The organism is Candidatus Palauibacter polyketidifaciens, from assembly GCF_947581785.1.
In the GTDB taxonomy this organism is placed as follows: Bacteria; Gemmatimonadota; Gemmatimonadetes; order Palauibacterales; family Palauibacteraceae; genus Palauibacter; species Palauibacter polyketidifaciens.
The window spans coordinates 42,535-60,210 of record NZ_CANPVO010000018.1; the positions used below are offsets into that span (position 1 = coordinate 42,535).

At 68.7% G+C, this 17,676-nt stretch carries 18 protein-coding genes and 1 tRNA gene; 12 read left to right on the top strand and 7 right to left on the bottom strand.

The genetic code is table 11. From position 1 onward, the window contains the following. The first annotated feature begins 49 nt into the window (after positions 1–49). Entirely contained in the window at positions 50–1,117 is a 1,068-nt protein-coding gene (locus tag RN729_RS05620) for a BF3164 family lipoprotein (RefSeq protein ID WP_310782697.1), read from the top strand. Between the two features lie 24 nt (positions 1,118–1,141). On the opposite strand, the gene RN729_RS05625 is transcribed toward RN729_RS05620, so the two are convergent. Continuing rightward, positions 1,142–2,233, bottom strand: coding sequence for a carboxypeptidase-like regulatory domain-containing protein (locus RN729_RS05625; RefSeq protein ID WP_310782698.1), 1,092 nt, complete (start codon positions 2,231–2,233; stop codon positions 1,142–1,144). Positions 2,234–2,554: 321 nt separating this feature from the next. Between RN729_RS05625 and RN729_RS05630 the strand changes: the two genes are divergently transcribed. Further along, entirely contained in the window at positions 2,555–2,725 is a 171-nt protein-coding gene (locus tag RN729_RS05630) for a hypothetical protein (RefSeq protein WP_310782699.1), read from the top strand. A 51-nt stretch (positions 2,726–2,776) separates the two neighbouring features. On the opposite strand, the gene RN729_RS05635 is transcribed toward RN729_RS05630, so the two are convergent. Beyond that, positions 2,777–3,241: a hypothetical protein gene (locus RN729_RS05635; RefSeq protein ID WP_310782700.1), complete on the bottom strand. Its 465-nt coding sequence runs from the start codon at positions 3,239–3,241 to the stop codon at positions 2,777–2,779. Positions 3,242–3,348: 107 nt separating this feature from the next. Between RN729_RS05635 and RN729_RS05640 the strand changes: the two genes are divergently transcribed. Further along, a tRNA-Glu gene (locus RN729_RS05640) sits at positions 3,349–3,421 on the top strand. Positions 3,422–3,481: 60 nt separating this feature from the next. Here the strand turns inward: RN729_RS05640 and RN729_RS05645 are convergent. The 4 genes from RN729_RS05645 to RN729_RS05660 are packed head-to-tail and all read right to left on the bottom strand — an operon-like array spanning position 3,482 to position 7,008. Next, positions 3,482–4,312, bottom strand: a complete 831-nt coding sequence (locus RN729_RS05645) for a DUF547 domain-containing protein (protein WP_310782701.1) — start codon at positions 4,310–4,312, stop codon at positions 3,482–3,484. Between the two features lie 25 nt (positions 4,313–4,337). Continuing rightward, the gene (locus RN729_RS05650) at positions 4,338–5,093 is read right to left on the bottom strand and encodes a glycosyltransferase family 2 protein (protein ID WP_310782702.1); all 756 of its coding nucleotides are present in this window, start codon (positions 5,091–5,093) and stop codon (positions 4,338–4,340) included. An 18-nt stretch (positions 5,094–5,111) separates the two neighbouring features. Continuing rightward, positions 5,112–6,176, bottom strand: coding sequence for a porin (locus RN729_RS05655; RefSeq protein ID WP_310782703.1), 1,065 nt, complete (start codon positions 6,174–6,176; stop codon positions 5,112–5,114). A gap of 13 nt (positions 6,177–6,189) precedes the next feature. Next, complete coding sequence (locus RN729_RS05660) at positions 6,190–7,008, bottom strand: type II CAAX endopeptidase family protein (protein ID WP_310782704.1); 819 nt, start codon at positions 7,006–7,008, stop codon at positions 6,190–6,192. A gap of 58 nt (positions 7,009–7,066) precedes the next feature. Here RN729_RS05660 and RN729_RS05665 point away from each other — a divergent pair, with 58 nt between their 5' ends. The 9 genes from RN729_RS05665 (at position 7,067) to phoU (ending at position 15,217) form a co-directional block, all read left to right on the top strand. Continuing rightward, the gene (locus RN729_RS05665) at positions 7,067–7,960 is read left to right on the top strand and encodes a nitrilase-related carbon-nitrogen hydrolase (protein ID WP_310782705.1); all 894 of its coding nucleotides are present in this window, start codon (positions 7,067–7,069) and stop codon (positions 7,958–7,960) included. Further along, on the top strand, positions 7,957–8,835 hold the full coding sequence (locus RN729_RS05670; RefSeq protein WP_310782706.1) for an NAD+ synthase: 879 nt from the start codon (positions 7,957–7,959) through the stop codon (positions 8,833–8,835). The genes RN729_RS05665 and RN729_RS05670 overlap by 4 nt, the downstream gene beginning before the upstream one ends. Positions 8,836–9,004: 169 nt before the next feature. Beyond that, positions 9,005–9,709 carry a response regulator gene (locus tag RN729_RS05675; RefSeq protein WP_310782707.1) on the top strand — a complete coding sequence of 235 codons (705 nt, stop codon included), beginning with the start codon at positions 9,005–9,007 and terminating at the stop codon, positions 9,707–9,709. Positions 9,710–9,719: 10 nt separating this feature from the next. After that, complete coding sequence (locus RN729_RS05680) at positions 9,720–11,078, top strand: ATP-binding protein (protein ID WP_310782708.1); 1,359 nt, start codon at positions 9,720–9,722, stop codon at positions 11,076–11,078. Then, positions 11,065–12,015 (top strand): PstS family phosphate ABC transporter substrate-binding protein, encoded by a 951-nt coding sequence (locus RN729_RS05685; RefSeq protein ID WP_310782709.1) that lies wholly within the window; start codon positions 11,065–11,067, stop codon positions 12,013–12,015. Before RN729_RS05680 ends, RN729_RS05685 begins: the two co-directional genes overlap by 14 nt. Next, a complete protein-coding gene (gene pstC, locus RN729_RS05690) occupies positions 11,987–12,898 on the top strand; it encodes a phosphate ABC transporter permease subunit PstC (protein WP_310782710.1) in 912 nt (303 codons plus the stop codon). Before RN729_RS05685 ends, pstC begins: the two co-directional genes overlap by 29 nt. Then, on the top strand, positions 12,895–13,773 hold the full coding sequence (gene pstA / locus RN729_RS05695) for a phosphate ABC transporter permease PstA (protein ID WP_310782711.1): 879 nt from the start codon (positions 12,895–12,897) through the stop codon (positions 13,771–13,773). Before pstC ends, pstA begins: the two co-directional genes overlap by 4 nt. 2 nt (positions 13,774–13,775) lie before the next feature. Beyond that, a complete protein-coding gene (pstB, locus tag RN729_RS05700) occupies positions 13,776–14,531 on the top strand; it encodes a phosphate ABC transporter ATP-binding protein PstB (protein WP_310782712.1) in 756 nt (251 codons plus the stop codon). A 17-nt stretch (positions 14,532–14,548) separates the two neighbouring features. Then, positions 14,549–15,217, top strand: a complete 669-nt coding sequence (gene phoU / locus RN729_RS05705) for a phosphate signaling complex protein PhoU (RefSeq protein ID WP_310782713.1) — start codon at positions 14,549–14,551, stop codon at positions 15,215–15,217. 38 nt (positions 15,218–15,255) lie between these two features. On the opposite strand, the gene ppk1 is transcribed toward phoU, so the two are convergent. Continuing rightward, complete coding sequence (gene ppk1 / locus RN729_RS05710) at positions 15,256–17,655, bottom strand: polyphosphate kinase 1 (protein WP_310782714.1); 2,400 nt, start codon at positions 17,653–17,655, stop codon at positions 15,256–15,258. Between the last annotated feature and the right edge of the window lie 21 nt (positions 17,656–17,676).

Sequence of the window (17,676 nt, forward strand, 5' to 3'; positions counted from 1 at the left end):
TTCAGATGCCCAACCGTAGCCCGCAATGCGACGAGTAGTCTCTGGTGGTATGAGCAGGGCGTTGGCCAAATGGACCGTCGGCGGGGTCATCGCGGTCGTGATCTGCGCGCTGGGGCTGGTCCGGTCAACGGGGGAGGAGGCGAGGCCAGCGGTCCCGGTACGTCCGACTCTCGTCCCCGAAGTCGTGTACTCTGACGACTCGCTGGGCTGGGTCGTCGACCTCGGGCTGGCAGGTGGGCGCCTCGTGGGCATCGACGCGTTGCTGGACCCCAGTGTGCATGTCTTCGATCTCGGGAGCCTGGAGCGTCTGGCTTCCTACGGGCGGCGCGGCGACGGACCGGGCGAATTCAAGGACCCCGAACAGATCGTGCCGGGAGGCACGGACTCGCCCGATGAGGTGTGGATTCTGGACGGCGTCCACCAACGACTGACGCGGCTATCCCTCGACGAGATCGTAACGGGATCCCTTGTCGAGCCCGAAACGTTCCAGATGGACGGCCCGAACGCCGGGTCGCTGGTCCGTGCCCCCGACAGCCACTGGTTCGCCGGTGGCTGGATCACCGGAGGCCGGGTGGCGCGGTACCGGCCTGATCGAAGCTACGATCGCACGATCCTCGGCTTTCCCGCGGGAGCCGCAGCGCCCGGAATGACACTCCTTCAAGCGTACGAAAGCCGTGTTGTAGCGGACCCCGCCGGGGGCAGGCTGGCGGCGGCTACGCTCCTTGGAGGACTCCTCGAGATCTTCGACTACGATGGCGCGTCCATCGCGCAGGCCGCTGTCCCGGACGCCTTTCAGCCGACGTGGCGACAGGGACGATCGCGGGGCGGAAGGGCCGTCATGTCCCTGGGACCGGAGACGCGCTACGGATTCACGGATCTGGTCGCGACGGAGCGTCGCGTTTACGGCCTCTTCTCGGGACGTAGCGTGGCTGAGCCCGGAACACCTTGGGCCACGACGCAAGTTCAGCTCTACTCTTGGGACGGCGCCTACCTTGGAACACTGCAACTCGGCCGAGCTGCGGAGGCGATCACGGTGGACGCTTCCGACACCTGGCTCTACGCGAGCGGACCCGATCCCGAGCCGTGGGTCGGACGGTTTCGGCTGCCGAAACCATAGCAACGCACGTTCAACGCTAAACAACTATAGCGGGACTACGCTCAAGACTCTCCCACTGGTCGTCACCGGAAAAGCCACTGGCGTGACGAACGTCCCCATTACGCCAGTCGCGAGTTCATAAAGGAGGATAGGTCGGTCGATCTTCCACTCCTGGATCACCCACCGGTCAGGGGCGATCATGCCGAATCGGAGCCAGCCGCGGAAGCGGGACTCCAGGATTCTGGTTCGGGCAAACCTTGGGCGCGGAAAGCGCGATTGGATGTCCGCCCTCAGAGCTGGCTCCAGGTGTCGCCGCAGGAAGGGGCCCAGCGAGACGTACCGGAACTCGAGCTCCCGCGGTTCGACGGCCATGGTATCGATCCACAGGACACCCGACACTTCAACGACCTCACGTCCTGGCCGGGGCTCGAACGCCAGCCCAGCCGTGCCCTCATCCTCGGCCTCGGTCGTACTCAGGCAATGCGTCGCAAGGAAGCCCGGAGACACCAGGGCGTCTCCGTCCGGGACGTAGAAGGTGGTCAACGTATCGTTGATGGCCTCGGCGTATCCGTGCGTCGCGAGGTATCCGGGCGAAGCGTTATACAGAGATCTTGACTGAACGACGGCTGTGGTGTCGTACCCGTACAGGAACTGCCCGCGCCTCCACTCCTTGATCGGTCGTACGATTCGCATCCTCAGGTGACCGATGTCTTCGGTGTGCGAGACGGAAGCGAGGATGGGGACGACCGATTCGTAGAGGTCGAACGCACGCTGCCGCTCCTCGGGCGTCGTCGGACAGTCGGTCTGCTCCGTGACCATCAGCTCCGGGAGCGGTATCGGCTGCACCGGGATCTCGAGGCGCAGGGGGCCGGTCGCCTGGGCTGAGTCGATGCGGATCGGGCCGGAGGTCCACGAATCGTAGCCGATGCGCGACACCCGCACGCGGTACGTGCCCGGAGGCGGCGACGGCAGGCTGAACGCGCCGCTGACGTTCGACAGCGTCTCCCACACGACGACGCCGTCGAGACCATCGAGCGACACGACCGCCCCGTCCACCGGCGCGCCGTCGCCCTCGGACACGAGGACGCCCGCCAGCCGCGGGCCCGGCTCCTGCGCGGCGACCGGAACCGCCGCCATGCCAGCCGCGAAGAAGACTGCAAACGAGCCCACGTTCATCAACTTAAGGTCGTGTGTCAGGGATTCCTCCAAGGGAAACCGTGAGCCGGAAGCGGCGGCCCAATGTCCACCCACACGCCTCATATGCCTGGAATTAGGCGGACGTTACATGCCCGTTCCGGGACGACCGTGCGTACGGCAGGAAGGGGTGGAGCAGTCCGCGGGGACTCGTGGGCGGAAATGTTGCCGAAACGCGGGCTTGGACCGACCTTGTGGCCCGTCGCTCACCTATGGGGGTGACCCGATGTCCGTCGTCGAATCGCACAAGGATGGCTTGCGAAGATGAGTACGATTCTCGGAATCCTGCTGCTCAGCACGGTCGTCGTTGCACTGCTGCTCGGACAACTCGCGAAGCTGTCACTCCGGGAGCGCGTCCTTCAGACCGGCGCCATGCTCGCCGCCGCGTTCGTCTTCTACGGCCTCGTCGTCCTGGTCGAGTCCGCCACGCACTAGCTCGTCGAGTCCGCCACGCGCCAGATGTTCGGGCGCGACACGCGCGGACGGCTAACCGCCGTGAACCGTCGTGGCGGATACGGCCGCGGCGGCGGTTTCGTTCGGGCCGTGGACGATCTTGGAGCCCTGCCAGGCGGCGATTCCGATCATGAAGGTCGCGAACAGGCCCAGCAGGAGTACGAAACGCCGCAGCCGGCGGTCGTCGCGCTCGTGCAGCGCGAAGGCGGCGAGCGCGCCGGCGGTGAAGGCGGGGACGGCCGCCCACGTGGCCCAGAAGCGGTGGGTCTGGACGATGCCGGGCCGCACAAAGGTGCGGTCCGCGACGACGTCGGCGGCGGCGAGGCCGGTCAGATAGGCCGGGGCCACGAAGGCGCCGGCGATGACGAGGGCCACCAGCCCCCACAACTCGAGCGGCTCGCGGTCGCGCGCCCACCCGTACAGACCGACGGCGCTCCCGGTCGCGGCGAGGACGATGGGGAAGGCGTGCATGATGTTGTGCAGGTATTCCCAACTCACCGCACCCCACCCCCGCTCCGTACTCCACCACCGCTCCGCGCGCTGCCCCGACTCTTCATCATCTTGACACGCCTTCCAGCCCGACTAGAATATCGCTTCCCAACTCGGCCCCCTTCGTCTAGTGGCCCAGGATACCTGGTTCTCAGCCAGGAGACAGGGGTTCGATTCCCCTAGGGGGTATGCGCCGCGGCGGGTCCCGACCGGATCCGCGCGGCGTTTGTCATGCCACGACGGTTCACGTCACGGCGTGTCCGGCGCGTTCAGGCTCCAGTCGTATTCGTGGTCGAGCGACCCGTCGAAATCCCGAAGCTGCTCGGCCAGGTCGCCCTCGGCGTACTTCCGCAGGTGTTCGAGCACGCCCGCCTCGGAATCCCCGAAGTCCTCCTGGTACCAGAAGTAGATGCTGGAGACGACGCCGGACGCCTGGCCGCGGAGCGTCACGCCCCGCGGGTGATTCACGTAGTCCCGCGCCGCCTGGTCCAGGAGGCGCTCCAGGTTCTCCGCGGTGTAAGGCTCCGGGGCGAGGTTCGGACAGCCGATGCTGGCGCAGTTCACGCCGTAGTGGATCCGGGCGTCCCGCCAGATGGGACGCAGGATGTCGTGCTCGATGTTGTCCAGCGTCAGCGGGTGTCCGGCCACGTTCGCGTGGATGTCGCGCCACGGGCCCGTGCCGGGAATCAGGCCTTCGTGGATGTCCTTGATCGACTCGACGGGATACTCTTCCACGACGACCCGCAGGGTGACGGCGTTGTAGAGGTTGATCCAGTACGCCATCTGCACGTCCTTCGCGTACTCTCGCGGATCCAGTTCCTGCAGGTAGTCGATGTAGCCGGCCAGGCGCGCCCGGTCGGCGGCATTCGCCCGCAGCTTCGCGTAGTCGACGAGGGTGACGCCGGACGGGTCGTCGGTGATCAGGTAGGCGTCGAGCAGCGCCTGCCATTCGCTGTGGTCGAGCGTGGCGGTATTGGCTGGGTCGTGCGCGTCCCACTCGACGTCGGTGGACGGCCCGGCGCACGAAATCCCGCCGAGCGCCAGGAGGCCGAGCAGCCCCCACGGGGCGAAGCGTGTCATCGACGAGGAATCCCTTTCCGTCCGTTCATTTTCCTGCCTCCTGCGGCCGGGTGGAGCGGGCGGCGCGCCACTGCCGCCAGCGGAGCCGCGCGATCATCGAGAGGATGCCGGCGCTGGCGCCGACGACTCCCCGAACCGTGCCTCCCACCTTCGACCGGCCGAAACGGCGCCGCAAGGTGTCCACGGGCACTTCGACGACCCGCAGACCGTGCTGGATGGCCTTGACCTGCATCTCCACGGTCCAGCCGTACGTGCGGTCGCGCATGTCGATGCGGCGCAACGCCTCGGCGCGGATGGCGCGGTAGGGCCCGAGGTCGGTCACCGCCGCCCCCCACAGCAGACGTATGAGCAGCGCGGCCACCCGGTTGCCCGCGATCTGCGGCGCCGACAGGGCGCGCGGCTCCCTCCGGCCCAGCGCGCGCGACCCGATGGCCAGGTCGGCCCCGCCGGCGACGGCTTCGAGCAACCGGAGTCCCTGCGCCGCCTCGAACGACCGGTCGCCGTCGGTGAACAGCACGATGTCGACGGGGCGCAGGTGCGCGAGGGCGGTCAGGCAGGCCAGTCCGTAGCCCGGCGTGTCCTGCCGGACGATCCGCGCCCCGGCCTCGCGCGCGCGGGTCGCGGTCGCGTCCGTCGACCCGTTGTCGCAGACGACGAGATCGTCGACCACGGGCCGGCCCCGATCATCGCGCAGCGCCAGCAGGTCGGCGACGACACCTCCGATATTCTGCTCCTCGTCCCTCGCCGGCACGACCGCGCCCACCGTCATTCCCGCGTACACGCCGCTCCGGCCCTCCGCTCAGAAGTCGACCTGGGCGAGGAACTGAAACTGGCCATCGGACAGCGTCGGCGCGTGGGGCGAGTCGTCGAGGGCGCTGGCGTACTGCAGCCCGAACCTCGCGTAGCCGTCGGGATACAGATTCAGTCCGAACACCATGAACTTCCGGTCGGCGCCCAGAGCCGGCCGGAATCCATCATACCGCACGACGGCCTCGAGCAACCCCCAGGGCCGATAGCCGAACTGCACCCAGCCGCCGTAGGCCTCCGTCTCGGCCGGCCCGCTCCCGGTGAGCGGCGCATCGAGATCGAAATCCGCCCGCAGGTACTCGCCCGTCAGCGTAAGGCTGTGGTAGGAGACCTGAACGTCCGCACCCCAGTACAGGCGGCTGCCCGCAAAATCGGACGTGATCCCGGGTGCCGCCGATCGATCCCCGGTGATGATGCCCTTTCCGAGCGGCGCGGATGTGTCCTCCGAATAACTGAGGGAAGCTCCCGCCTGTACGACGAGTTCGTCGTAGAAGGCGATCGTGCCGATCGAGTTGTACTGCAGGCGGCCGGCAAACATGTAGTTGTCACCGTCGTTCGTGACGGACCGGCCGTTGCCATTGTAGAGGCCGGCCCCGTAGGTGAACCGCCCATCGAGCGCCTGCCCGCCCGCCTGCACGCCGATCTGCCGGTCCGGCCTGAGGGCGGTCGCGGCCTGCGAGCGTTCGACGAACGTGATGTCGCTTCGCGACACCGTGGCTTCGTAGCCAAAGTAGGGCTTGAACATGCCGAGGCTGAGTTCGAATTCCGGAATCACCGGCATCGTGACCACCGCGTCGTGGATCCGGTACGTGTCACGCCCGGCGTCGTAGCGGACGACGAACTTGTAGTCGAAGACGAGTCCGACGGCGCCCTCCACCTTGAGGCGGGATTCGAAGAGCCGGAATCCCTGCCCGCCCAGGGTGGAATCGGCATGCGCCCGGGCTCCGGCCCGCAGCAGCCCCCCGACCTCGATCGGGGAGGCCTCCTGCGCCGCCATTCCCGACGGAATGGCCAGGCCAAGCGCGACGACCGTGCGCGCGCAAATTCTCGCGATCATGTATCACTCCTCATCATGTCTCGGGTTCATCGGGTTCGTCGACATCGAAGTTCGCGTGGAGGTGGCGCCAACCTCCCAGGCCGATCGCCGCGTTGATCCAGAAGTGCCCGACGATGGACGGGAACAGACTGTCCGTCCAGATGACGGTCGCCGCGAGCACGACGCCGAGCGCCGTCGCCCGGACCACGCCGACCAGCTTCTGGTATCCGTGAGCGAGTCCGAAGGACACGGAGACCAGGGCCACGCCGAGCCACGGGTTGCCGGTCCATGCCGAGACGGCCCACAGGCCGAATCCACGATAGGCATACTCCTCGCAGACCGCAGCGATCCCGGAGAGCGCGAGAAACCAGCGTTTTTCCGAGGCGTTTCGCGGCATCAGCAGCAGCACGGCCGCGGTCTCCCGGAGCCCGGCGAGCCGCCCGGCCGCGGTGATCAGCCAGGCGGCCAGGAGCCCGACGGCGGCCACGCCCAGGCCCCCGAGCAGCGCGGGCGCCGGCGCGTCGACCCTCCAGCCCAGCGCGGCCGCGGGGACGCTCTGCCACGCCGCGACGCCGAGCGTCACCAGGCCGAGCACGACGAGCGATGCCCCTACCGACACGTACAGCAGACGGCGGTGTTTCGCCGCTGCGGCGAGATCGGCCCCGCGACGGGCATCGAGGGCGGCGAGGAGGGGCATGCCGATCAGGAGCAGCAGGGCGTACGCCGCCGCGATCGGGGTCGGAGTCTCCGGCATCGCGGAGGGATAACGCGGCGCGGGCGCCGCGTGCAACACGCGCACCGGACGACGGTGGCCGGGCCCGTTGACAGCGGCGCGCGGTTCGGGGACGTTCACCCGACCGCCGGCCTCCGGACCGACGGCATTTCACTCGAACGACGACTGCGGAACGCGCATGCCGCTCGATATCGCGATCGCCCAGTTCCGGCCCTCCAAGGGCAACTTCGACGCGACGCTGGACGGCTGCGCGGGGCTCATCCGGCGCGCGGCCGGAGCGGAACGGCGGCCGCGCCTGATCGTGTTCCCGGAGACCGCGCTCACCGGCTATTTCCTGGAGGGCGGAGTTCGCGAACAGGCCATCGCGGCCCCGGAACTGTTCGAGGCCCTCAACGCGCGCGTCGGCGAAGATGCGGACGGTCTCGATGTCGCGATCGGCTTTTACGAGCGGGACGCGGCGGGCATCTACAACTCGGCCCTGTACGCGACGCTGGGGCCCGGCGGCGGGATCCTTCACGTCCACCGCAAGGTGTTCCTCGCCACCTACGGCGTCTTCCAGGAAGAGCGGTTCGTCGAGGCGGGGGCCGGAATCCGGGCGTTCGACGCGCCGCCGGGACGCACTGCGCTGCTGATCTGCGAAGACGGTTTTCACTCGGTCTCCGGCACGCTCGCCGCGCTCGACGGGGCGTCGATCATCCTCATTCTCAGCGCCTCGCCGGCGCGGGGGGCCGCCCCCGGGGCCGGAGTGCCCGGCAACCTCGTCCGCTGGGACGCCCTCGCGAGCGGGATCGCCGCCGAGCATGGGGTGTTCGTCATCGTGTCCCAGCTGGTCGGGTTCGAAGGGGGCAAGGGATTCGCCGGCGGGTCCGCGGCCTACGACCCGCGCGGACACCGGCTCCTCGCGGGGCCGCTTTGGGAGGAAGCGGTGCTGCCCGTGCGGGTCGACCTCGACGAGGCCGCCCGCGCCCGCACCGAAGAGCCGCTTTTTTCGGACCTCGAACGGTCCTGGACCCGTCTTCTCGTGAACAGTCCGGGATCCGGCGTGCGCCGGCCGGCTCCCGACGGCGAATGACCGGCGCCTGGCCGCCGGCGGGCACCGCGGAGGCCCGCGCTCCACACCCCGCCGACCGGGGCCCGCTCGACATCGATACGGACCTCGTGCGGGATTGGCTCGTCCAGTTCCTTCGAGAGGAGATCGAGCGTCGGCGCGGTTTCCGCCGCGTCGTGGTCGGGTTGTCGGGAGGGGTGGATTCCGCCCTCACCGCTGCGCTGTGCGTGGAGGCTCTCGGTCCCGAAGCAGTGCTCGCCCTCCTGTTGCCCTACCGGACCTCGAGCCCCCGGAGCCGCGAGCACGCGCTCCTCGTGGCGGGGAAATTCGGGATTCCGACGCGCACGATCGATATCACGCGGGCCGTGGACGGCTATCTCGACGAATTCGAGCCCGAGGCGGGCGGACACCGGAGGGGCAATGTGGCAGCGCGCCAGCGCATGATCGTCCTCTTCGACCAGGCCTTCAAGCTCTCCGCCCTCCCCGTCGGTACCGGAAACAAATCCGAGCGTCTCCTCGGCTACTATACCTGGCACGCGGACGACTCCCCGCCGGTGAACCCGCTCGGAGACCTGTTCAAGAGCCAGGTATGGGCGCTCGCGCGGGCCATCGGCGTTCCCGTCGAGGTGGTCGACAAGCCGGCGACGGCGGATCTGATCCAGGGGCAGACGGATGAGGACGACCTTGGCGCCACGTACCCCGAAGCCGACCTCATCCTCCACCACCTCACTTCCGGACGCGGGGCGGATGATCTCGTCGAAGCGGGGTTCGAGAGAACGAAGGTCGAACTCGTCGCCCGGCGACTCGAAAGCACGCACTGGAAACGCCACCTGCCGACGGTCGCGATGCTCTCGCCGACCGCGATCGGGGAATGGTACCTGAGACCGGTGGACTACTGACGGACTTGTCATGGGGAGAGGATAGGCGGGTCGGGTAACGCCCCCGGACGGGAAGCGTCACGAGTTTGTCACAACCGGTTGCCGGGAAACGCGTCACGCCGCGCGGATGTTTACGATATGGTTACAAAAACGTTACGATTCCGACGGCAGCCATGAGCCAGGTTAGCGCATGGTGAAGATGGCGGACGCACGGATCCTGGTAGTGGATGACGAGCCGGATATCCTCAGCGTACTCGTGTATCACCTGAGTCGCGAAGGATACCGGGTGACCACGGCCGTGAACGGTCAGGGGGCGCTGACCATGGCGGACGCCGAGCGCCCAGACCTCATCATCCTCGATCTCATGCTGCCGGGCATGGACGGATACGAGGTGCTGCAGCGGCTCAGGCGGGCTGACCGCACGAGCGCGATACCCGTCATCCTGCTCACGGCGAGGCGGGCAGAGGACGAGAGGGTCAGGGGATTCGAGGTCGGGGCCGACGACTACATCACGAAGCCGTTCAGCGCACGCGAACTCACGCTCCGCGTCGAGGCGCTGCTGCGGCGCGCGAAGGCGGAACCCGTTTCCGCTTCGCGGAGGATTGCCGTGGGTCCGGTGGAACTCGACCGCGAGGCGCATCGGGCCTTCTCGGACGGCGCCGAGGTCGACCTGACACCGCTGGAGTACCGGTTGCTCGAAGTTCTGCTGGAGCGGCGGGGACGGGTGCAGAGTCGCCGCCAACTGCTCCAGGCCGTCTGGGATACGAACGCGGCGATCGAGACGCGCACGGTCGACATGCACGTCGCCCGCCTGCGCACGAAGCTCGGGGGCGCCGCCCCGCTGATCGAGACGGTTCGAGGGATCGGCTACCGGTTCCGGGCACTCGACAAGTAGTCCGCGCAAGGTGAGACTCGCGAACCGCTTTTTCCTCGCCGCGGGGGCGGTGCTCTTCGTGGCGTATATCGCCGCCTGGTTCGTGTTCCGGCTCGACACGAGAGGCGTAGTGGTCGAGTCGGCCGTTCTCGGCGGCATTCTGATCCTGCTGTGGCCCGCCACCCGGCTCGCGGCCCGCCGGATCGAGGCGGAAGTCGACCAGGCGCGGGAGACCGTGGACCGCATCGCTTCCGGCGATCTCGATCCTTCCATCGGCCCGACGGGTTCGGGCCCGATCAGTTCCCTGAACCGGGCGATCGACCGCATGGCCGACCGGGTGCGGGACCGCGTGGCCCATTCCGAACGGGAATCCAGCGATCTCCGGATCCTGTTCGACGAGCTGGAGGACGGGCTCGCCTTCATCGACCGGGACGGGCTCGTGAGCCTCTGCAACGCGGCGTTCGAACGCTGGGCGGGACGCGCCGTCTCGCCGGGCGTTCGCATAGGGACGCTGTTCCGGTCGCCCCGCATCGCCCAGGCGGTGAGCGCCGCGCGGCAGGGCGAATCCACCACTGTCGAGGTCGAACTCGGCGAGCATACCGTGTTGATGTCGACCCGTCCCCACCGCTCGGGCGCGGTCATCGTGCTGCACGATCTCACGGTGATGCGGCGTCTCGAAGGGGTCCGGCGCGATTTCGTCGCGAACGTGTCCCACGAACTCAAGACCCCGCTGACGAGCGTCGTCGGGTTCGCGGAGGCGCTCTCGGAGGGTGGACTCGACTCCAGCCACGCGCGCGATTTCGCCCGGCGCATCCTCGTCAACGCGACGCGCATGCGGCACTTGGTGGAGGACCTCCTCGACCTCTCGCTGCTGGAGTCCGGCAGTTGGAGTCCGGAGCCGCAGCCGGTGTCCGTGGGGGCCGTCGCCCTGGAGGTCTGGGAGACGCTCTCGCCGCGGGTGCGCGGAGAGGAGGTGACGCTGGACGTCTCCGGCCCGCGGGAGCCCGCGTACGTCGACCCGGACGCGATTCGGCAGGTGTTGCGCAACCTCCTGGACAACGCGGCGCGCTACAGCGATGACGACCCGAACATCGCCGTGCGGATCCGGTCCGACGGGGAGTTCCAGCGCGTCGAGGTCACGGACCGGGGGCCGGGAATCCCGTCGGTGCACGTGGAGCGCGTGTTCGAGCGGTTTTACCGGGTCGATCCGGCGCGTTCGCGCGCCCGCGGGGGCACCGGACTCGGACTCGCGATCGTCAAGCACTTCGTCGAGGCGCACGGGGGCGAGGTCGGCATCGACAGCGCGCTCGGCCGCGGCACGACCGTGTGGTTCACCCTTCCCGTCGCGGCGCAGATCCCGGACGAGGAGACGTTCGATGTCCCGGCCTAGCAGCCCGTGGCAAGACCGTGCGTCAGCGCCGAGCGTTGGCGCGCTGCGGGTGCTGGCGGTCCTCTCAGGCTGGGGCTGCGGCGCCGGCGGAAGCGCCGGAGCCTCATCGGAACTCATCGAGATTGATGGCTCGAGCACCGTGTTTCCGATCAGCCAAGCGATGGCCGAGGAGTTCCAGATCGCCGGCGGGCGCGCGGTCCGCGTGTCCGTCGGCGTCTCCGGCACGGGCGGCGGGTTCCAGCGGTTCTGCAATGGCGAGACGGACATCACGAACGCTTCGCGGCAGATCGACGAAGCCGAGGCGGCGTCCTGCCGGGCGGAGGGCATCGAACCGGTCGAACTCCAGATCGCCCGGGACGGCCTCACGCTGGTCGTGCACCCCTCCAACGACTGGGTCGCCTGTGTCAGCGTGGCTGAACTCCGGCGCGTATGGATGCCCGGGTCCGGGATCGAGCGATGGAGCCAACTCCGCCCGGACTGGCCGGATGAGGAACTGAAGCTGTACGGCCCCGACACCGATTCCGGCACCTTCGACTACTTCACGGCCGCCGTGGTCGGCGAGGCGGGCGCGAGCCGGAGCGACTACACCGCCAGCGCAGACGACAACATGCTCGTCGGGGGGGTGAGCGGCGACCCCGGCGCGCTCGGCTACTTCGGCTACGCGTACTTCGAGGACAACCAGGAGCAGCTGCGCGCCCTCGAAGTCGACGGGGGCGACGGTTGCGTCGCGCCGTCCCGCGAAACGATCCTGAACGGCACGTATACGCCGCTCGCTCGACCGATGTACATCTACATTCGGCGCGACGCGCTCGACCGGCCGGAGGTCCGCGCGTTCGTGCACTTCTACCTCGAACAGGCGGCGACCCTGATCCCGGAGACGGGATACATACCGCTCGAGCCGGACGCCTATGCGGAAATCCGAGCCCGGATCGGTTAGCCGTCACACCAGGGTCGGCGAGCGCCTGATCGGGGCGCTCCTCTTCGGCTCCGAAGCGCTCTCGATCCTGGCGACGGTCGGGATCGTCGTCGTGCTGCTCACCGAATCGCTGGGTTTCTTCGCCGAGGTATCCCCCGTCGAGTTCCTCGCGGGGACGCGATGGTCTCCGGACCTCGTGCCGCGGTCGTTCGGCATCCTCCCGCTCGTCAACGGAACCCTTCTCGTCGCGGCCGGCGCAGCGCTGATCGCGCTTCCGACCGGGCTCGCGACGGCCATCTACCTGAGCGAGTTCGCGTCGCTCCGGACGAAGCGGACCGTGAAGCCGGCGCTCGAGATTCTCGCGGGGATCCCGACGGTCGTCTACGGATATTTCGCCGTGACCCTCGTCACGCCGGTCCTCCGAACGCTCTTTCCGGGGGTCGGGGTCTTCAACGCCGCGAGCGCCGCCATCGTCGTGGGTATCATGATCCTTCCGATGGTGTCGTCCCTTTCCGAGGACGCGCTGAGCGCGGTCCCCGGGTCCCTGCGCGAGGCCGCGTACGGCGTCGGGGCCACCCGGTTCGAGGTGGCGACCCGGATCGTGGTGCCGGCGGGTCTGCCCGGCATCGCCGCCAGCTTCATCCTCGCGATCTCGCGCGCCATCGCCGAAACGATCGTCGTGACGCTGGCCGCCGGCGCGACGCCGGGGATGACGCTGGACCTCCTCCAGAGCGTTCAGACGATGACGGCCTACATCGTGCAGGTGAGCCTGGGCGACGCGCCCTCCGGGTCGATCGAGTACCGGACGCTGTTCGCCGTCGGCCTCCTTCTATTCCTCATCACGCTGGTCCTCAACCTGCTGAGCCAGCGCATGACGACCCGTTTCCGGGAGAGCTTCCGGTGAGCCCCCGGGCGCCCCGCGGTGGCCGGTTCGACCCGCGCCTCGAGGCCCGCCGCCGGGCCGGGGTCCGGTTCATGTGGCTCTGCCGCCTCGCGGTGGCCTTCGGGGTCGCGTCCCTCGTCGTCCTCCTCGTGAGCCTCGCGGCGGACGGACTCCCGGCGCTCTCCTTCGAGTTCCTGACCAGCTACCCGTCCCGCTTCCCGGAGCGGGCCGGCATCCGCTCCGCGATCCTCGGGAGCGCGTGGATGCTCGCGCTCGTCGCCGTGATGTCCTTCCCGCTCGGCGTCGGCGCTGCGCTGTACCTCGAGGAGTACGCCCCGACGAACCGCTTCACGACTCTCCTGAAGATGAACATCGCGAACCTCGCCAGCGTGCCCTCCATCGTGTACGGCATCCTCGGACTCGCCGTGTTCGTCCGCTTCCTGGCGCTCGAACGGAGCCTGCTCGCGGGAGCGGCGACGCTGTCGCTGCTCGTGCTGCCGATCGTGAACATCGCCGCCCGGGAGGCGATCCGCGCCGTTCCGGACTCGCTGCGGGAAGCCGCCTACGCGCTCGGCGCCACGCGCTGGCAGGCCATCCGCCACCACGTGCTCCCCGCGGCCATGCCCGGCATCCTCTCCGGCACCATCCTCGGTCTCTCGCGGGCGGGGGGAGAGACCGCCCCGCTGCTCATCATCGGGGCGCTGACGTTCATCGCCTTCGACCCGCTCTCGCCCATGGATCCCTTCACGGCCCTGCCGATCCAGATCTTCAACTGGACCACGGATCCGCGCGGGGAGTTCCATGCGCTGGCGGCAGGGGCCATTGTGGTACTGCTGGGCGTGCTGCTCATGATGAACGCGGCCGCGATTCTGATTCGTAACCGATTCGAGAGGTGACGGTGGCTCCGGAAGCGGTCCTCGAGACCGTCGGGCTCGGCGTTCGCTACGGCGAGACGCGGGTGATCGAGGACATCTCGCTCACGATTCCGAAACGGCGGGTAGTCGCCTTCATCGGGCCCTCGGGCTGCGGCAAGAGCACGCTCCTGCGCTGCTTCAACCGGATGAACGACCTCGTGCCGACGGCCCGCGTCACCGGCCAGGTCCTCTTCCGCGGCCGGGACCTCTATGCACCCGGTGTCGAGCCGGCCGACGTCCGGCGCGCCATCGGGATGGTGTTCCAGAAGCCGAACCCGTTCCCGAAGTCGATATTCGAGAACATCGCGTTCGGCCTGCGGATCAACGGGTTCCAGGATGACATCGGCGACCGGGTGGAGGCATCGCTCCGCGCGGCCGCGCTCTGGGACGAGGTGAGCCACCGTCTCGACGCGGACGCCCTCGGGCTCTCGGCCGGACAGCAGCAGCGGCTCTGCATCGCGAGGGCGCTGGCCGTGGAACCGGAGGTTCTTCTCATGGACGAACCGGCGAGCGCGCTCGACCCGATCGCGACCGGCCGCATGGAGGACCTCATCGGAGAACTGCGCGGAGGCTACACGATCGTGATCGTGACCCATAACATGCAGCAGGCCGCGCGCATCAGCGACGACACGGCCTTCCTCTACATGGGCGAACTCGTCGAGTACAAGGAGACGCAGCGCTTGTTCACCAATCCCGAGGACGAGCGAACCGAGGCCTACATCACGGGCCGGCGGGGCTGACGGACCGGCGGCGATCGATGTCCTTCAGGCAATTCGACGACCGGGTCAGCGACGTCACGCGGACGCTGCACCAGATGGCGCACGATATCGAGGAGTTGGTGCGGCGCGCGATGGCGCTCGTGGGCCAGCCCGCGGTGGATGCGGAACCGATCCGGGCGGCGGACGACGCCATCGACCGGGCCGAAGTGGAGGTCGAGGAATCCACGGTGGAGATCCTCGCGCTCCATCACCCGGTGGCGAGCGACCTGCGCGTGCTCGTCACCGTCCTCAAGATCAACAACGACCTCGAGCGGATCGGCGACCATGCGGTCAACATCGCCGAAGCGGCGGAACGGCTGGCGAAGGCCGAGAAGAAGGTGCCGGTCCCGCCCGAACTCGACGAGATGAGCCGCATGGCCAGGGCGATGCTGCGCGATGCGCTCGACGCGTTCGTCCACCGGAACGCGAACGCCGCACGCTCCGTGATCGCGCGGGACGACCGGCTGGATCAGCTCCAGGACTCGCTGAGCCGGGTGATGATCACCCATATGCCGGAATACAACCTCTCCGGGTGCCTGCAGGTCATCCTCATCGGCCGCAACCTCGAGCGGATCGGCGACCTCGCGACGAACATCGGGGAAGACGTCGTCTACATGGTCCAGGGAATCACGATCCGGCACCAGGAGGGCTCGCCGGACCCCGCTTAGCGGGCCGCGGGCGCCTCCCCGTCGCCGCCGTCCGCCCGTCAGTGCGAGGCGCTCCAGTGGTCGTCCACCTTGCGGCGGCGTTTCCGGACCGCCTTCAACATCCGGCTCTGGTAGTCGATGGGGCGCTCGCCCGGCTCCGGCTCGCACAGCACGTACTCTCCGGTCGGCCGCAGTTCCCAGGCTCGCTGATTGTCGCGAAGGGCGAAGCGCAGCGTCTTGCGAAGGCGCTTCCGGATCCGCTTGTCGCGGACGGGCAGCAGCACTTCGACGCGGTCGTCGAGGTTTCGGCGGCGCCAGTCCGCGCTCCCGATCCACACCTCGGGATCCCCGTCGTTTCCCCACCAGAAGATCCGGTCGTGCTCCAGGAACCGTCCGACGATGCTCCGCACGCGAATGTTCTCGCTGAAGCCGGGGATCCCGGGGCGGAGCCGGCACTGGCCGCGGACGATGAGGTCGACCTTCACCCCGGCGGCGGACGCCGCGTAGAGGGCGCGGATCATCTTCGGATCGTCGAGACCGTTCAGCTTCATGATCATGCGGCCCTGCCGGCCGGCCTCGACATGCGAGATCTCGCGCTCGATCCGGGCGGTGAGGGCCCGTCGCAGGTCGCGGGGGGCGACGACGAGTTCCTCGTACTGCTGGTCGGGGGCGTATCCGGTCAGGTAGTGGAACAGGTTCACCGCATCGCGCCCGATCTCCGGACGCGCCGTGAGGATCCCGATGTCCGCGTAGATCTGTGCCGTCTCGGAGTTGTAGTTGCCGGTGCCGATGTGGCAGTAGGTGCGGATCTCGTCCCCTTCCTCGCGGACGACGAGCGCGACCTTCGCGTGCGTCTTCAGCCCGACGAGCCCGTACGTGACGTTGACACCGGCCTCCTCCAGCACGGAAGCCCACTCCATGTTGTCGGCCTCGTCGAAGCGGGCCGTGACCTCCACGAGCACGGCGACCGCCTTGCCCGCCTCGGCCGCCCGCACCAGCGCAGCGATGATCCGCGAGTGCTCCGCCGTCCGGTAGAGTGTCTGCTTGATGGCCACGACCGCGGGGTCCGCGGCGGCCTCTTCGATGAACTGCTGCACCGTCGCGGTGAAGGACTCGTACGGGTGGTGCACCATGAGGTCGCCCGCCCGGATCACCGTGAAGATGTCGGGACGGTCCTCCGTCTCGCCTTCGCGGATCAGGCGGGGCGGGATCATCGCCTCCCAGGGTTCGTGGCGGTGCTCCCAGGGGCCCTCGGCGGCGATCTGCCAGAAGCCCGACATCTCGAGCAGTCCCGGGATCTCGTACAGGTCTTCCTCATCCAGCTTGAGTTGGCGAACGAGGAACTGTCGCACGTCGTCGGGCATGCCCGGCTCCACCTCCAGACGAACGACGCGCGCAAAGCGCCGCTCGCGGATCTCCTCCGAGATCATCTGCAGGAGGTCGTCCGCCACCTCTTCGTCCCGGGCCACGTCCGCGTTGCGGGTGACGCGGAAGAGGGAAGCGCTCTCGATCTTCATCCCGCGGAAGAGTTCGCCCGCGAAGTGCCGCACGACCTGCTCGACGGGGACCACGTGCCCGCTCTCCGGGAGTTCGACCCAGCGCAGCGCGGTGGGGATCTTCACCCGGGCGAAGTGGCGGGTCCGGCGTTCCGGGTGCTCGAGCATCAGGGCGAGCGAGAGGCTCATGTTGGAGAGGAAGGGGAACGGGTGTCCAGGATCGACGGCCAGGGGCGTTAGGACCGGGTAAATTCTATCCGCGAACACGCGACGCACCTGCTCGCGTTCCTCGTCGTTCAGGTCCTCGAAGTCGCGCACGGCGATGTCGAGTTCCGCCGCGAGGCGCGGCCGGAGGTCGTCCTCCCACACCTCGGCCAGCCGGGTACGCATGGTGCGGACGCCCTCCCGCACGAGGTCGAGTTGTTCGGCGGGCCCCAGGCCGTCCAGCGATGGCTTCACGACGCCCGCGCCGAGCACGCGCTTGAGGCCGCCGACCTGCTTCATCACGAATTCGTCGAGGTTGTTCTCCGTGATGGCGAGGAAACGGAGCCGCTCCAGCAGCGGGGTCCGCTCGTCCATGGCCTGGTAGAGCACGCGCCAGTTGAAATCCAGCCAGCTGAGTTCCGCGTTGAAGTAGAGCGACGGGTCGCTCGGCTTCGCGCCGTCGGGAACGGGGTTTGGCGCTACGGCCCTCGGGAGGACCGGGACGCCATTCACGCGGTGGCCGAACTCCGGACCCGGCGGACGGGGAGCGGAGTCGGTCTCGCGCTCCGGAGCCGGCGCGGTCTCGGCGGGCGGCGGCGCGGTCTCGGCCGGAGGCGGCGCCTCGCGCGTCGGGGCGGGGTTCACGGCCGCGGAGCGGGACGCCGCCGTCGGAGAAACTCCGCCCGGACTCCCGCCCGGACGGCGGCTCCCGTGGTGGACCCACGGGCGGCGCGAAATCTCGTTCGACTCCGATGACATGCGGCTCTCCCGGCCCCTCTC

Bases quoted from the DNA above. Each gene is read 5' to 3' on its own strand.
- RN729_RS05645 (WP_310782701.1), bottom strand. From the start codon at position 4,312: ATGACACGCTTCGCCCCGTGGGGGCTGCTCGGCCTCCTGGCGCTCGGC.
- ppk1 (WP_310782714.1), bottom strand. From the start codon at position 17,655: ATGTCATCGGAGTCGAACGAGATTTCGCGCCGCCCGTGGGTCCACCAC.
- RN729_RS05665 (WP_310782705.1), top strand. From the start codon at position 7,067: ATGCCGCTCGATATCGCGATCGCCCAGTTCCGGCCCTCCAAGGGCAAC.
- RN729_RS05630 (WP_310782699.1), top strand. From the start codon at position 2,555: ATGAGTACGATTCTCGGAATCCTGCTGCTCAGCACGGTCGTCGTTGCA.
- RN729_RS05685 (WP_310782709.1), top strand. From the start codon at position 11,065: ATGTCCCGGCCTAGCAGCCCGTGGCAAGACCGTGCGTCAGCGCCGAGC.
- phoU (WP_310782713.1), top strand. From the start codon at position 14,549: ATGTCCTTCAGGCAATTCGACGACCGGGTCAGCGACGTCACGCGGACG.
- RN729_RS05670 (WP_310782706.1), top strand. From the start codon at position 7,957: ATGACCGGCGCCTGGCCGCCGGCGGGCACCGCGGAGGCCCGCGCTCCA.
- RN729_RS05620 (WP_310782697.1), top strand. From the start codon at position 50: ATGAGCAGGGCGTTGGCCAAATGGACCGTCGGCGGGGTCATCGCGGTC.
- RN729_RS05675 (WP_310782707.1), top strand. From the start codon at position 9,005: ATGGTGAAGATGGCGGACGCACGGATCCTGGTAGTGGATGACGAGCCG.
- RN729_RS05655 (WP_310782703.1), bottom strand. From the start codon at position 6,176: ATGATCGCGAGAATTTGCGCGCGCACGGTCGTCGCGCTTGGCCTGGCC.
- pstC (WP_310782710.1), top strand. From the start codon at position 11,987: ATGCGGAAATCCGAGCCCGGATCGGTTAGCCGTCACACCAGGGTCGGC.
- RN729_RS05625 (WP_310782698.1), bottom strand. From the start codon at position 2,233: ATGGCGGCGGTTCCGGTCGCCGCGCAGGAGCCGGGCCCGCGGCTGGCG.